At 67.4% G+C, this 14,678-nt stretch carries 10 protein-coding genes (1 of these 10 only partly in view); 8 read left to right on the forward strand and 2 right to left on the reverse strand.

What is annotated here, in order from left to right; all coding sequences use genetic code 11:
- Positions 1 to 20: 20 nt before the first annotated feature.
- The 6 genes from J2S73_RS01740 to clpB all read left to right on the forward strand — a co-directional run bounded on the left by J2S73_RS01740 (position 21) and on the right by clpB (position 10,072).
- Positions 21 to 1,280 carry an aspartate kinase gene (locus J2S73_RS01740; RefSeq protein WP_306883700.1) on the forward strand — a complete coding sequence of 420 codons (1,260 nt, stop codon included), beginning with the start codon at positions 21 to 23 and terminating at the stop codon, positions 1,278 to 1,280.
- A gap of 74 nt (positions 1,281 to 1,354) precedes the next feature.
- Entirely contained in the window at positions 1,355 to 3,616 is a 2,262-nt protein-coding gene (ptsP, locus tag J2S73_RS01745; protein WP_306883701.1) for a phosphoenolpyruvate--protein phosphotransferase, read from the forward strand.
- Between the two features lie 58 nt (positions 3,617 to 3,674).
- The gene (gene prfA / locus J2S73_RS01750; protein ID WP_306883702.1) at positions 3,675 to 4,745 is read left to right on the forward strand and encodes a peptide chain release factor 1; all 1,071 of its coding nucleotides are present in this window, start codon (positions 3,675 to 3,677) and stop codon (positions 4,743 to 4,745) included.
- On the forward strand, positions 4,738 to 5,595 hold the full coding sequence (prmC, locus tag J2S73_RS01755; RefSeq protein WP_306883703.1) for a peptide chain release factor N(5)-glutamine methyltransferase: 858 nt from the start codon (positions 4,738 to 4,740) through the stop codon (positions 5,593 to 5,595). Before prfA ends, prmC begins: the two co-directional genes overlap by 8 nt.
- A gap of 570 nt (positions 5,596 to 6,165) precedes the next feature.
- Positions 6,166 to 6,864 (forward strand): DUF4167 domain-containing protein, encoded by a 699-nt coding sequence (locus J2S73_RS01760; RefSeq protein ID WP_306883704.1) that lies wholly within the window; start codon positions 6,166 to 6,168, stop codon positions 6,862 to 6,864.
- Positions 6,865 to 7,471: 607 nt separating this feature from the next.
- Positions 7,472 to 10,072: an ATP-dependent chaperone ClpB gene (clpB, locus tag J2S73_RS01765; RefSeq protein ID WP_306883705.1), complete on the forward strand. Its 2,601-nt coding sequence runs from the start codon at positions 7,472 to 7,474 to the stop codon at positions 10,070 to 10,072.
- A gap of 137 nt (positions 10,073 to 10,209) precedes the next feature.
- On the opposite strand, the gene J2S73_RS01770 is transcribed toward clpB, so the two are convergent.
- Complete coding sequence (locus J2S73_RS01770) at positions 10,210 to 11,121, reverse strand: LysR family transcriptional regulator (RefSeq protein ID WP_306883706.1); 912 nt, start codon at positions 11,119 to 11,121, stop codon at positions 10,210 to 10,212.
- Positions 11,122 to 11,222: 101 nt separating this feature from the next.
- Between J2S73_RS01770 and J2S73_RS01775 the strand changes: the two genes are divergently transcribed.
- A complete protein-coding gene (locus J2S73_RS01775) occupies positions 11,223 to 12,257 on the forward strand; it encodes an aldo/keto reductase (RefSeq protein ID WP_306883707.1) in 1,035 nt (344 codons plus the stop codon).
- 63 nt (positions 12,258 to 12,320) lie between these two features.
- Here J2S73_RS01775 and J2S73_RS01780 read toward each other — a convergent pair whose 3' ends face one another.
- Complete coding sequence (locus J2S73_RS01780; protein ID WP_306883708.1) at positions 12,321 to 14,303, reverse strand: M23 family metallopeptidase; 1,983 nt, start codon at positions 14,301 to 14,303, stop codon at positions 12,321 to 12,323.
- 327 nt (positions 14,304 to 14,630) lie between these two features.
- Between J2S73_RS01780 and adhP the strand changes: the two genes are divergently transcribed.
- Positions 14,631 to 14,678, forward strand: the start of a protein-coding gene (gene adhP, locus J2S73_RS01785; RefSeq protein ID WP_306883709.1) for an alcohol dehydrogenase AdhP. It continues 984 nt past the right edge of the window; the window shows 48 of its 1,032 coding nt (coding positions 1-48); the start codon lies at positions 14,631 to 14,633; the stop codon falls past the right edge of the window.

The following is a 14,678-nucleotide window of genomic DNA, read 5'->3' on the forward strand; positions in this document are numbered from 1 at the left end:
AACGAGCCGGTAAGTCACCCATGGCCCGACTGGTCATGAAGTTCGGCGGGACCTCCGTCGGCGATCTTGATCGTATCCGAAACGTGGCCCGCCATGTGAAGCGCGAGGTCGATGCCGGCAACAAGGTTGCCGTCGTCGTGTCCGCCATGGCCGGCGAGACCAACAAGCTCGTCGAGTATTGCCGCGCCATTTCGCCCGTGCACGACGCCCGCGAGTACGATGCCGTGGTGGCGTCGGGCGAGCAGGTGTCCTCCGGGCTTTTGGCGCTGACGCTGCAGGCGATGGGCATCGATGCCCGCTCCTGGCAGGGCTGGCAGATCCCGGTCCGCACCGACGCCGCTCACGGCGCAGCCCGCATCACCGGCATCGAGGGCGAACGCCTTGTTGAGCGCATCGACGGTGGACAGGTCGCGGTGGTGGCCGGCTTCCAGGGCATCGCTCCGGACGGACGCATCGCGACGCTCGGTCGCGGCGGGTCCGACACCAGCGCCGTTGCGCTGGCTGCAGCGATCCAGGCCGACCGGTGCGATATCTACACCGACGTGGACGGGGTCTACACCACCGATCCGCGCATCGTGTCCGGCGCGCGCCGGCTGCCGCGCGTCTCCTACGAGGAGATGCTGGAAATGGCGTCGTTGGGCGCCAAGGTCCTGCAGGTGCGCTCGGTCGAACTGGCCATGATTCACGGTGTGCGGACCTTCGTCCGCTCCAGCTTCGACGACCCGGACGCGATCCGGGCGGCCGGCAATCAGCCGATCGGCACCTTGATTTGCGATGAGGAGGAGATCTTGGAACAGCAGGTCGTCACCGGGATCGCCTATTCCAAGGACGAGGCCCAGATCTCCATCCGCCGGGTCGCCGACAGGCCCGGTGTGGCGGGGTCGGTCTTCGGGCCCCTGGCGGACTCCCACATCAACGTGGACATGATCGTCCAGAACATCTCGCCGGACGGATCGACCACCGACATCACCTTCACCGTGCCCCAGAGCGAGTACGATCGGGCGATGGCGGTGCTCGAGGCGGAGAAGGGCAAGATCGGCTATTCCGCCGTGGAAGGCGCCTGCGACGTGGTCAAGGTGTCGGTGATCGGCGTCGGCATGCGCAGCCACACCGGCGTGGCGGCCGCCGCGTTCAACGCCCTGTCGGCGAAGGGCATCAACATCCGTGCGATCACCACGTCGGAGATCAAGATCTCCGTGCTGATCGACGCCGCCTACGCGGAACTTGCGGTGCGAGCGCTGCATTCGGTATATGACCTCGACAAGGTGGCAACTGCCTGACAACGGCTGACCTCTGAGAGGTCGGCCGTTTTGGCGTGCCGTCAGATCGGCGTTCGAGGTTCCGGGGAGGCACGATGCGAGGCTCTCTCGCCGGTCCGCGCCTCCTTCTGAGAAGGCTCCGCGAGGTTATGGCGGAGCCGATCGATGCGCAGGAACGGCTAGACAAGATCGTCGTCCTGATCGCTGCCAACATGGTGGCAGAGGTCTGTTCCGTCTATGTGCTGCGCTCCGACGGGGTGCTGGAGCTCTATGCGACGGAAGGCCTGAACAGGGCGGCGGTGCACCAGACAAGTCTGAGGATCGGCGAAGGCCTTGTCGGCCTGATCGCGGCGGACGCGCGCGCCCTCAATCTGCCCAACGCCCAGAATCATCCCGCCTTCGCCTACAAGCCGGAGACCGGTGAAGAGATCTACAACGCCTTTCTCGGCGTGCCGATCCTGCGCTCCGGGCGAACGCTCGGCGTGCTGGTCGTCCAGAACAAGGCCCATCGGACCTATTACGACGAGGAGGTCGAGGCGCTTCAGACCACCGCGATGGTGATCGCGGAGATGATCGCGGCCGGCGAGATCGAGGTCCTGGCCAAGCAGGGGCCCGCGCTCGATCTCAGGCGCACGATGCATCTGGAGGGTGCGGCGCTTGCCGAAGGCGTGGGGCTCGGCCATGCGGTGCTTCACGAGCCGCGCGTCGTCGTCACCAACCTGATCGCCGAGGACGCCGATCGCGAGCTGTCCCGCCTCGACAGCGCGCTGGAAAAGGTGCGGCTTTCCCTCGACCAGATGATGTCGCGGCGCGAGATCGCCCATCACGGCGAGCACCGGGAAGTCCTGGAAGCCTATCTCATGGTCGCTCAGGACCGGGGCTGGGTGCGCAAGATGGAGGAGGCGATCCGCAACGGCCTGACCGCCGAGGCGGCCGTGGAGCGGGTCCAGTCCGACAACCGGGCGCGGATGCTGCGCTCCGTCGATCCCTATCTGCGCGACCGGCTGCACGATCTCGACGATCTGGCCAACCGGCTGATGCGGGAGATCGTCGGCCGCCCCCACGGCGCCGCGACGTTCCCGGAAGACGCGATCCTGATCGCGCGCAACATGGGGCCGGCCGAACTCCTCGACTACAACCGCGATCAGCTGCGCGGCCTGGTGCTCGAGGAGGGCGGCCCGACCAGCCACGCGACCATCATCGCCCGCGCCCTCGGCATTCCGGCCGTCGGGCAGGTCGCGGGTGCGGTGTCGCTCGTGGAGGACCAGGACGCGGTGATCGTCGACGGCGATACCGGCGTGGTCCATTTCCGCCCGATGGCCGATATCGAGCGCGCCTACGCGGAGAAGGTGCGCTTCCGCGCCCGGCGTCAGGCCCAGTATCGCCGGCTGCGCAGCGCGCCCTCGACCACGCGCGACGGACGCGACCTGACCCTTCTGATCAATTCCGGCCTGCTGGTCGACCTGCCGCATCTCGACGAATCCGGCGCGGCCGGCATCGGGCTGTTCCGCACAGAGATCCTGTTCATGGTGGCCCACAGCCTGCCCCGGGTCGGGGAACAGGAGGAGCTCTACCGCCGCATCTACGAGGCGGCCGGGGACCGGCCCGTCACCTTCCGCTCCCTCGACGTGGGCGGCGACAAGGTGCTGCCGTACATCCGGGCGGTGGAGGAGGAGAACCCGGCGATGGGCTGGCGGGCGATCCGGCTCGGCCTCGACCGCCCTGGTCTCCTGCGCATGCAGGTCCGTGCGCTCCTGCGCGCCGCTGCCGGCCGCGAGCTGCGGCTGATGTTCCCCATGGTCTCCTCGGTGACGGAGTTCACCGCCGCCCGGGCGCTGGTCGACAAGGAGATCCGGCATCTCAAGCGCCACGGCCATGCCACGCCCGATGCGATCCGGCTCGGCGTCATGCTGGAGGTGCCCTCGCTCCTGTTCGAGCTGGAAGAGGTCCTGTCCGCGGTCGATTTCGTCTCGGTCGGGTCGAACGATCTGTTCCAGTTCATGCTGGCCGCCGATCGCGGCAACACCCGGCTGACCAAGCGGTTCGATCCGCTGAGCGTGTCGTTCCTCAGGGCGCTCAAGCGCATCGTCGACGAGTGCGAGCGCGCCCACGTGCCGGTGACGGTCTGCGGCGAACTCGCCGGCCGGCCGCTCGAGGCGATGGCGCTGCTCGGGCTCGGCTACCGGCAACTCTCCATGCCGCCGGCCGCCATCGGTCCGGTCAAGGCGATGGCCCGCGCCCTCGACGTGGACCGGCTGCGCGCCCGGCTTCTGCCGCGGCTGGAGCCGGGGCGCTGGCCCGGCCACATGCGATCGTTCCTGGCGGCCTACGCCGAGGATCACGACATTCCGCTGTAGCGCGCTGGCGTTTGCCTGCCACGCCACTCCCTTTGTCAGTCACATCGAAAAAAGCCCCATGTTTTCCGAGGAAAAGCTCGTCACCCTGGTCGATCGGTTCGAGAAGCTGGAAGCCCGCATGGCTTCCGGCGAGGAGACCGATGCCTATGTCGAGCTGTCGCGCGAATATGCCGAGCTGCAGCCGCTGGTCGAGAAGATCCGGGCCTATCGGCAGGCCCGGTCCGAGCTTGCCGACATCGACGCGCTTCTGGACGACAGGGGAACCGACCGGGAACTGCGCGATATGGCCGAGGCGGAGCGGCCGGACCTCGTCGAGAAGGTCGAGGCTCTGGCCCAGGAGATCCGGATCGGGCTGCTGCCGACGGACGTGGCCGACGAGAAGAGCGCCATCGTGGAGGTGCGCGCGGGCACCGGCGGCCAGGAGGCGGCCCTGTTCGCTGGCGATCTCTTCCGCATGTATCAGCGCCTCGCCGAAAAGCACGGCTGGAAGGTCGAGATCATGTCGGAGAGCGAGGGCGATGCCGGCGGCTACAAGGAAATCATCGCCTCGTTCGCGGGACGCGGCGTCTTCGCGCGGCTCAAGTTCGAATCCGGCGTGCACCGGGTACAGCGTGTGCCGGAAACGGAATCGGGCGGCCGGATCCACACCTCTGCCGCCACCGTCGCCGTTCTGCCGGAGGTGGAGCAGGTCGATTTCGAGATCCCCGACACCGACATTCGCATCGACACCATGCGCGCCTCCGGGGCCGGCGGCCAGCACGTCAACACGACCGATTCCGCCGTGCGCATCACCCATCTGCCCACGGGCATCGTGGTGACGTCCTCGGAAAAATCCCAGCACCAGAACCGCGCGCGCGCCATGCAGGTGCTGCGCGCCCGGCTCTACGAGGAAGAGCGGCGCAAGCTGGACGAGGAACGCGCCGCCGCGCGCAAGGGACAGGTGGGGTCGGGCGACCGATCGGAGCGGATCCGCACCTATAATTTCCCGCAGGGACGGGTCACCGATCACCGGATCAACCTGACCCTCTACAAGCTCGACGAGATCCTGGCGGGCGAGGCGCTGGACGAGGTCATCGACGCGCTGATCACCGAACATCAGGCCGCGCTCCTGGCCGAACAGGATGCGTGACGGCGCGACCGTCGGCGCTGTCCTCAGGGACGTGCGCGGGCGGTTTGCGGCCGCCGGCATCGACACGGCGGGGCTCGACGCCCGGCTGCTGGTCGGGCACGTCCTCGATCTCGACGCGACCGGGATGATCCTGGCCGACGCCGACCCGCTCGAACCGGACGCGACGGCGCGCATCGAAGCGGTCGTCGCGCGCAGGCTCGCCGGGGAGCCGGTGGGTCGGATTCTGGGGCGCCGCGCGTTCTACGGCCTCGATCTGGAGCTGTCGCCGGCGACGCTCGAACCGCGTCCGGATACCGAAACCGTCGTGGATGCGGCCCTGGAGCGGGTGCCGGACGTGCAAGCGCCGCTCAAGATCCTGGATGTAGGAACGGGAACCGGCGCGATCCTGCTGGCGCTGCTGTCGCAACGTCCCGCGGCGATCGGGGTCGGCATCGACCTGAGTGCGGAAGCGTCAGCGACCGCGGCCCGGAATGCCGACAGACTCGGATTGTCCGGGCGGGCGCTGTTCTGCGTCGGCGACCTCGCGGCCGCCGCAAGCGGCCCGTTCGATCTGGTGGTGTCGAACCCGCCTTATATCGAAAGCGCCGAGATCGATCGGCTGGATCTCGGGGTTCGGGCGTACGACCCACGGCTTGCTCTCGACGGCGGGCCGGACGGTCTGGCCGCCTATCGCCGCCTGGTGGCGCAAGCCGCGGGTCTGGTCGCACCAGCCGGCGCGCTGATTCTCGAAATCGGCGTCGGACAGGCCGAATCGGTGGCCATGCTGTGCCGCGCCGCGGGCTTTGACGTCGCGCCGCCGCGCGTTGACATGGCGGGGCATGCCAGAGTGCTGGTCGCAACGTGGCCATGAAGCCACATTTTGGCTTCTGTGGCGAAAATCCGGGCCGTCAGTGGGATTTTTGGACTTGGAAATTGCTAGCGAAATCGCTACGTTCCGGTTGCCGACGGGGTACGGACGCCGCTCACCGACACGGGTGACCAAAGGCGGGTGTCCGAAAAGGTCGACTGCGAAGAGGCAATCGAACCTGAACCTTGCGCCCAAGAGGAGGCCGCTGACCACCGCGTCAAACTCGACTGCCCTCGCCACCGCGTTTCCAGCTGGAAACATGGGTATTGCGGCGAGCCGGCGGGGTTCGAGCGAGACGTGCGATTCGGCCAGAGCAGTCCCGAACCGAGGGATCTAAGGGACGGAGACGACGCTCGATCCAATGGTGCTAGAGCAATCGGTCCGGGTCCGATCGACCTGGATTGCTCCCAAGCGTTCGCGCCGGGCGACAGAGCTCGATTCGACGCTGGACTTTGACGGCACGAGTTTTCCGTGTTCCCCGGGACACTGAGAGCTTAGCCACGGCGCCGAGACCGGATGCAGTGACGAACGCTCACGACCGGTCTTACCTGCTTCCGAACGAGAAACGATCGGATGAGACAAGGAAATCCTAACAAGCGACTGCGCGGTCGGAACCGGAAGGGGCCGAACCCGCTCACCAAGACTTACGAGTCGAACGGTCCCGACGTGAAAGTGCGTGGGACGGCCCTGCATATCGCCGAGAAATATCTCCAGCTTTCGCGGGATGCCCAGGCATCCGGTGATCGGGTGATGGGCGAGAACTATCTGCAGCACGCGGAACACTATTTCCGTATCGTCGCTGCGGCGCAGGGCTCCAATCAGCCGCAGCAGTCCGCGCAGCGCGATGACGATCAGGCCGACAACGGCGCGGATCAGCGCAACGGCAACGGCAGCGGCAACGGTTCGGCCCACTCGGATCCGGCCCACGCCGATCAGCCGAGCGATTCCGGGTTCGAGCGTCAGGCCTCGAACGGAAACCGCTCCCGGTCGAACGGGGCCGATCGCCACGCCGCCAAGGACGACGGCGACAGCGCGTCCGGGGACAAGGCACCCGCGGCGGACGCCAAGTCGGGTGACGAGGCCCAGGCCGATCAGTCGACCGGTGCGGAAGCCGGCGAGGACGCCGAGGGCGGAGAGGCCAAGCCGCGTCGCCGCGCCCGGACCCCGCGCAGCCCGCGTACCCGGACCCGACGCGCCAGCAGCGATCAGGCTGCCGAAGGCGCTCCGGCGGCCCAGACCCAGGACGGCGAGACCGCGTCCTCCGACGCGTGAGCTGTCCAGCCTGAGGCGGCGGTGGCCTCGGAACCTTATCTTTCTGCTCGGATGCAACCAGCTGGGCGATGAGAGGTCCGGAGCCGATCCGACGGGCAGTCCGTTCAGGCCAGGCTGGTCTGAACGGGACATGCTGCGGAGGCTTCCGTCAGAAACGGGCGCTCGTCGCCCCGCAGAGCCCGCCGTTGTGGCGGGCTTTTGCATGTCCGGTCGACATCGTCACCGGTCAGGGTCCGGTGCGACAGGAAAGCGCATCCGGACCAGGCGGTTGACCGATCCCGCCGTGCGTCTGGCACAGCCCGGTGAACGGGGTTCCGCCCCCGCCATTTTTCCCCTGCCTCCCCTCTTTTGTTGCATTCAGGCAACACCATATTGAGGTCTGCGGTTGCCGTATTCGGGGCCGCAGCCGCCGTTTATCGAGCTGGCCGGGCCAGCTCGACAGAACGGTCATGCGCTCGTCCGCGATGCCGACGCCTCGACGCGGCAGTTTGTGATCGAGCGCAATGCGCTTCGGCGGGACGGGTGGTTTCTGAAACACGCGATTCCGTCGTCGGGGAACGACGCCGCCGGGCCTTCAGGGACGGCAGGCGGGAAGGAGAAGAGCCTGATGGACTTCGAAAAATACAGTGACCGAGCGCGCGGCTTCCTGCAGTCCGCGCAGACCCTGGCGATGAGCCAGGGCAACCAGCAATTCACGCCCGAGCACATCCTGAAGGTGCTGCTTGACGACCCGGAAGGGTTGGCGGCCGGCCTGATCGAGAAGGCCGGTGGCCGCGCGGCGGACGCGCTGGCTGCCGTCGAGGCGACCCTTGCCAAGATGCCGAAGGTCGAAGGCACCGGTGCGGGCCAGCTCTATCTTGCCCGCGAGACCGTGAAGGTCTTCGAGGCGGCCGAGAAGCTCGCCAAGAAGGCGGGCGACAGCTACGTCACTGTCGAGCGGCTGCTGCTGGCCCTGGCCAGCGAGACCGGCGCTGAATCCGGCAAGATCCTCAAGGCTGCCGGCGTCACGCCGCAGAAGCTCGAGGCCGCGATCAGCGACCTGCGCAAGGGCCGCACGGCCGATACCGCCGGCGCCGAGGGCCAGTACGAGGCGCTGAAGCGCTACACCCGCGACCTCACCCAGAACGCCCGTGACGGCAAGCTCGATCCGGTCATCGGCCGGGACGAGGAGATCCGGCGCACGGTGCAGGTGCTGTCGCGCCGGACCAAGAACAATCCGGTTCTGATCGGTGAGCCCGGCGTCGGCAAGACGGCGATCGTCGAAGGCCTCGCGCTGCGCATCGTCAACGGCGACGTGCCGGAAAGCCTGAAGGACAAGCGGCTGCTCGCCCTCGACATGGGCGCGCTGATCGCCGGCGCGAAGTACCGCGGCGAGTTCGAAGAGCGGCTGAAGGGCGTCCTGTCGGAGATCGAGGCGGCCGAAGGCGGCGTCGTGCTGTTCATCGACGAGATGCACACGCTGGTCGGCGCCGGCAAGGCCGACGGGGCCATGGACGCCTCGAACCTGCTCAAGCCGGCGCTCGCCCGCGGTGAACTCCACTGCGTCGGCGCCACCACGCTCGACGAGTACCGCAAGCACGTGGAGAAGGACGCGGCTCTCGCCCGGCGCTTCCAGCCGGTGTTCGTCTCCGAGCCGACCGTCGAGGACACGATCTCGATCCTGCGCGGCCTGAAGGAGAAGTACGAGCTGCATCACGGCGTTCGCGTCGCCGATTCCGCGATCGTGGCGGCCGCGACGCTCTCCAACCGCTACATCACCGACCGGTTCCTGCCAGACAAGGCGATCGACCTGGTCGACGAGGCGGCTGCGCGGCTGCGCATGCAGGTGGACTCCAAGCCCGAAGAGCTCGACGAGCTCGACCGGCGCATCATCCAGCTCAAGATCGAGCGGGAAGCCCTGCGCAAGGAGAACGACGAGGCCTCCAAGGACCGGCTCGCCAAGCTCGAGAAGGAGCTGGTCGACTACGAGGAGCGTTCGGCCGAGATGACCTCCCGCTGGCAGGCGGAGAAGGAAAAACTCTCGAGCGCCCAGGACCTCAAGACCCAGCTCGACCACGCGCGCATCGATCTCGACAAGGCCCAGCGGGCCGGCGATCTGGCCAAGGCGGGCGAGCTCGCCTACGGCGTGATCCCGGACCTGGAGCGCAAGCTCGCCGTCGTCGAGGAATCGGAGGAGAAGGGCGACGTGATGGAGGAGGCGGTCACCGCCGACCACATCGCGCAGGTCGTCTCGCGCTGGACCGGCGTTCCCGTCGACCGGATGCTCGAAGGCGAGCGCGACAAGCTTCTGCGCATGGAAGATGCGCTGGAGCGGCGCGTCGTCGGTCAGGGCGAAGCCGTCCACGCCGTCTCCACGGCCGTGCGCCGCGCCCGGGCGGGTCTGCAGGACCCGAACCGTCCGATCGGCTCCTTCATGTTCCTCGGCCCCACCGGCGTCGGCAAGACCGAGCTGACCAAGGCGCTGGCGGAGTTCCTGTTCGACGACGATACGGCCATGGTCCGCATCGACATGTCGGAGTTCATGGAGAAGCACGCCGTGTCCCGCCTGATCGGGGCGCCTCCGGGCTATGTCGGTTACGAGGAAGGCGGCGTTCTGACCGAGGCGGTGCGGCGCAGGCCCTACCAGGTGATCCTGTTCGACGAGATCGAAAAGGCGCATCCGGACGTCTTCAACGTGCTGCTGCAGGTGCTCGATGACGGCCGGCTGACCGATGGTCAGGGCCGCACGGTGGACTTCCGCAACACGCTGATCATCATGACGTCGAACATCGGTGCCGAATATCTGGCCAATCAGCCGGAAGAGCAGGACGTGGACGCCGTGCGCGATCTGGTCATGGAAGCCGTCCGGGGGCATTTCCGGCCGGAGTTCCTGAACCGGCTCGACGAGATCATCCTGTTCCGCCGCCTGAAGCGGGCGCAGATGGCCTCGATCGTCGACATCCAGCTGAAGCGCCTGCGCAAGCTGCTGGAGGATCGCAAGATCGAGCTCATGCTCGACGAGGGGGCGCGGGAGTGGCTCGCCGACAAGGGCTACGACCCGGTCTATGGCGCCCGGCCGCTGAAGCGGGTGATCCAGAAGCAGGTCCAGGACCCGCTCGCGGAGAAGATCCTCCAGGGCGAGGTCATGGATGGCGACACCGTGAAGGTGACGCCGGCCGGAGACCGGCTGGTGTTCGAGCCGGAGCGCAGCGCGAGCGCCGCTGCCTGACGACGGGTGGCTGTTGCCGGGAGCGGTGCCTCCCGGCAAGGTCGGAAATGGAACCGGGATCGGCTGCGGGTCGGTCCCGGTTTCTTTTTTGCGGTCGGCGGTTCGCCCGACGAGCCGCGCTGTCACCCGGATCCGGGTCAGGCCTCCGGGTCCGGGATCCGGCCATGGGCGAACAGAAAGTCGAGCAGCGCCCGGACCCGGCCGGGAAGTGGCGCCTGCTGGCCGAGATAGACGGCGTGGAAGATCAATTCGTCGCCGGTGACGGCCTCTTCCAGGACGGGGACCAGCCGGCCTTCGGCGATGTCGGTCTGAACCGTGAAGCGGGCGAGGCGGGCGAGCCCCGCACCGGCGATTGCCAGCCGCCTGAGGCCGTCCCCGTTTCCCGTCACCGCGTTGCCACGCACCGGCAGCTCGACGCGTTCGCCGTCGACCTGGAACGGCCACGGAAGCACCGTTCCATCCTTGCAGAGGCCGAGGAGATTGTGGTTGCGGAGGTCGTTCGGATGGCTCGGAATGCTGACGGTCTCCAGATAGCCGGGCGCGGCGACGATCACCATCCGGGTCGCCCCCAGCCGCCGCGCGATCAGCCGGCTTTCGGCAAGCCGCCCCGCGCGGACGGCTACGTCCACCCTGTGTTCGACGAGGTCCACGAGATCGTCCGTCACGCCTACATCGACGACGACATCCGGATAGGCCGCCAGAAATTCCGGCAGGATCGGGAAGAGGACGGCGTTCGCGTAGGACGCGCTGGTGCTCAAGCGAACCCGGCCCGCGGCAGCCTCGCCGGCCCCCGCCATGCGTTCCGCCTCCGCGATGTCGGCGAGAATGCGGACCGCCCGTTCGTAGAACGCCGCGCCCTCGGGCGTAACCGCCATCTTCCGGGTCGACCGATGGACGAGACGGGCGCCGAGCCGATTCTCCAGTCGGCCGACCAGCTTGCTCACCGCCGAGGCGGTCATGCCGCTGACGCGACCTGCGGCGGCGAAGCCGCCATTCTCCACCACGCGCACGAACACCTGCATTTCAGCGGAGCGGTTCACGTCCACCATTGTGGAATCCATTTCATGAGTGAAGTTCTTGGCGCCAATCTATTCATCGGCGTCGCCGCGTCCAATCTTCGCGTCAGCCCTGTCGTGAGGAGATTGGAACCATGGACTACAGAAGGTTGGGACGTTCGGGCCTGCAGGTGCCCGTGTTGAGCTTCGGAACCGGCACCTTCGCCGGCAAGGGCCCCCTGTTCGAACACTGGGGCCAGACCAGAGGCGATGAGGCGGATCGTCTGATCGACATCTGCCTCGAGGCCGGCGTCACACTGTTCGACAGCGCGGACGTCTATTCCGACGGCGATGCGGAGACGGCCTTCGGCGCCGCGATCAGGGGCCGGCGCAACCGGCTCATGATTTCAACCAAACTGGGGCTCCCGATGGGAGAGGGACCCAACGAAGCGGGCACCTCGCGGCACCGGATCCTCGCCGGAACCGATGATGCCCTGCGCCGCCTCGGAACCGATCATATCGACATCCTGCAGCTTCACGCCTTCGATGCGGGCACACCGGTCGAGGAGACACTGCAGGCCCTCGACATGGTCGTGCGGTCTGGCAAGGTCCGCTACGTGGGCGTATCGAACTATTCGGGATGGCAGCTCATGAAGGGGCTCGCCGTCGCCGACCGCTACGGCTACCCGCGTTTCGTCGCGAACCAGGTCTACTATTCGCTGGTCGGTCGCGACTACGAGTGGGAGCTGATGCCGCTCGGCGCGGAGGAGGGCGTGGGCGCCCTGGTCTGGAGCCCGCTCGGATGGGGCCGGCTCACGGGCGCGGTGCGTCGAGGCCGGCCGCTGCCGGACGGAAGCCGGCTGCACGACACCGCGGATCTCGGCCCGCCGGTGGACGAGGAGCGGCTCTATTCCATCGTAGACGTTCTGGACCAGATCTCAGCGGAGACGGGCCGCTCGATTCCCCAGATCGCCATCAACTGGCTGACGACCCGGCCGACCGTGTCGTCGGTGATCCTCGGTGCCCGCAACGAGCGGCAGCTGCGCGACAATCTCGGGGCGATCGGCTGGGCGCTGAGCGAGGATCAGAAGGCGCGGCTGGATGCGGCGAGCGTGACCCCTGCGCCCTATCCCTACTTCCCCTACCGCCGTCAGGCCGGCGCTGCGCGGCTCAATCCGCCGATGGTCTGAGAAAAGCCCGGTGCACCACGCGAAAACCCGCGTGCCGGCCGCTCCGGGCCGGCACCTGGTGCCTTATCGGCTCGCGACCTTCGCTTCGGAGGGGATCTCGCGCTGGATCAGGGCGTCGATGCGATCGCGTTCGCGCTCGAACGTCGCCAGGACGTCGCCGGTCAGCTCGCGGCCGCGCGGAAGGCGGATGCGGAGCGGGTCGACGGGCCGGCCGTTGACGTGCACCTCGTAGTGGAGGTGCGGGCCCGTCGACAGGCCGGTAGAGCCGACATAGCCGATCACCTGACCCTGGCGGACCTTGCTGCCCTTCTCGAGCCCGTCGGCAAAGCCGGACTGGTGGGCGTAGCCGCTTTCGTAGCCGTTGGCATGCTTGATCAGGGTCCAGCGGCCGTAACCGGATTTCCAGCCGATCTCCTTGATGGTGCCGTTGCCGGAGGCGAAGATCGGCGTCCGCCGCGGCGCGGCCCAGTCGACGCCGGAGTGCAGCTTCGAATAGCCGAGGATCGGGTGGCGGCGGTAGCCGAAGCCGGAGCGGAACACGCCCCGGGCCATCGGCTTGCGCATCAGGAACTTCTTCGCGCTCTTGCCGCTCTCGTCGTAAAAGTCGACCGAGCCGTCGTCGGGGGTGCGGAAGCGGTAGAAGCGGCGCTCGACGCCGCCGGCCGTAAGCGCCGCATAGAGCACCTCCGAAGGCGCTTCGACGTCCGCCTTCTCGTCGGGCACCGCATAGAAGACCGTGAACTGATCGCCGGCCCGGACATTGCCGTTGAAGTCGACGTCGAACGAGAAGGTGCGCACTATATCGTCGATCAGGTCTTCCGGAACCTCGTGCTCGCGCGCGGTCTGGTAGAGGGAATCGTAGACCGACGGCGCGCTGCCCTGCTGCCGGGGCGACTGCTGCTGCTTCACCGAGGCGACCTGAACGCCCGGTTCCGCATCGGCCGGCGGCTCGGCGGCGACGAACTCGGCCGCGTCGGTCATCGCAACGGTCGCCAGATGGCTGGCGTCGTCATAGATGCTCACCCGAACCGGCTGCACCCGCGCGTTGCCGTCAAACCCGATCCGCTCGACTTCCATGCGGACGGTCTGACCGGCGGAAACCTCCTCGAGATTCCACTGATCGCGCAGCACCGCGTGGATCGCCTCGACGGCATCCGGGTCGGCTCCGTACTCGCTCAGCACGTCCTCGAGCGTGTCGCCCTTGGCCACCAGGGCGATGACTTCGTCGGCCGAGCCGACGGACCCGGTCTCGTCGTCGCGTTTGATCAGCTCGGAGACGTTCTCCGGAACGATGCTGATCTCCGTGTCGCCGAGATTGCGGGGATCGGCGAACGCGAAGTCGAACCGGTGGTCGGAGGCAAGCGAGGTGTTGGCGAACTCGACCGAGGCGGTTCCGTCGAACCACTGCTGCTCGCGGAGCTGCGCCTCGGCCTCATCGGCCGACATGGTCGCGCTCGGGGCGTAGGCCAGCTGGTGGCCGGTGGGGAAATCCTGCTCGGTGATGGTGATCTCGCCGTCGACCTGGGCGTCGTAGATCGCGTCGGTGGCGGCCCGGCTCGGGAAGACGGTCGTGTCGGCGAAAATGGAAAGCGGATTGAAGGGCGGAATGTCTTCCGCAATGTCGCTCGCGCGCGTGATCAGGCTCGCGGTGACCAGGGCGTAGGGCTGCTTCTTGATCAGGTTGCGCTCGCCCTGGCGCGTGACGGTGCTGACCTCGACGATCTGCTTGTTGGAGAACTCTTCCGCGGCCGGCTTGATCAGGTCGCCCTTGGTCGCCAGTCCGGTCTGGGACGCATAAGGGGCGAACTCGCCGATGTGGGCGGCCGCGGGCAGGGTGATGGAATAGCGTCCGTCGAGGGATCCGATCAGCGCGCCGCCCATCAGGACGATGGACGTGATGCCGGTGAGAACCGTTCCGGTCAGCCAGCGAATGCTGACCGAGCGTCGCCCGAAGGCTTCCGGACCCGTCGGGCCGACGACGAGGGGCGGTTCTTCCCCCAGGTCGACCTTCTGCGCCGTGGCGTGGTGATGCCAGCCAACTTTCATCTTTGCAGCGTCTGTTCCCGGATCTGCGGACGAATCGAAACACGGGGCCCTGCATGGACCACCAAGCGTGCCACCAAAATCATCCGGCGTGGCAGAAAGATGACGAACTGAAAGACTTCGTCACAGAGGTTGAACGGACGTTGGCCGCAGCGGCCCCGACTGTCAAGCGCGGCGGCCTGTCGAACGGGCCGCCCGACCCCGCCGTTTCCGTCGGCACGAGGAGCAATAGTCCGGGAAATTCCCGCCCACGTTGATCCACGTCATGGAACGGTCACGCGCGTGCGGGATTCTATAACTGGTTCATGTGAGTCGGAGGGTCTTTTATCGATGGCACCCATGATGAAGGCAGCGGTCGTCCGCGAACTCGGCAAGCCC

Source organism: Amorphus orientalis (assembly GCF_030814015.1).
GTDB classification, from domain to species: Bacteria; Pseudomonadota; Alphaproteobacteria; order Rhizobiales; family Amorphaceae; genus Amorphus; species Amorphus orientalis.

Coding starts and splice junctions, on each gene's coding strand:
- J2S73_RS01740 (WP_306883700.1), top strand. CDS start 21: ATGGCCCGACTGGTCATGAAGTTCGGCGGGACCTCCGTCGGCGATCTT.
- ptsP (WP_306883701.1), top strand. CDS start 1,355: ATGCGAGGCTCTCTCGCCGGTCCGCGCCTCCTTCTGAGAAGGCTCCGC.
- prfA (WP_306883702.1), top strand. CDS start 3,675: ATGTTTTCCGAGGAAAAGCTCGTCACCCTGGTCGATCGGTTCGAGAAG.
- prmC (WP_306883703.1), top strand. CDS start 4,738: ATGCGTGACGGCGCGACCGTCGGCGCTGTCCTCAGGGACGTGCGCGGG.
- J2S73_RS01760 (WP_306883704.1), top strand. CDS start 6,166: ATGAGACAAGGAAATCCTAACAAGCGACTGCGCGGTCGGAACCGGAAG.
- clpB (WP_306883705.1), top strand. CDS start 7,472: ATGGACTTCGAAAAATACAGTGACCGAGCGCGCGGCTTCCTGCAGTCC.
- J2S73_RS01770 (WP_306883706.1), bottom strand. CDS start 11,121: ATGGTGGACGTGAACCGCTCCGCTGAAATGCAGGTGTTCGTGCGCGTG.
- J2S73_RS01775 (WP_306883707.1), top strand. CDS start 11,223: ATGGACTACAGAAGGTTGGGACGTTCGGGCCTGCAGGTGCCCGTGTTG.
- J2S73_RS01780 (WP_306883708.1), bottom strand. CDS start 14,303: ATGAAAGTTGGCTGGCATCACCACGCCACGGCGCAGAAGGTCGACCTG.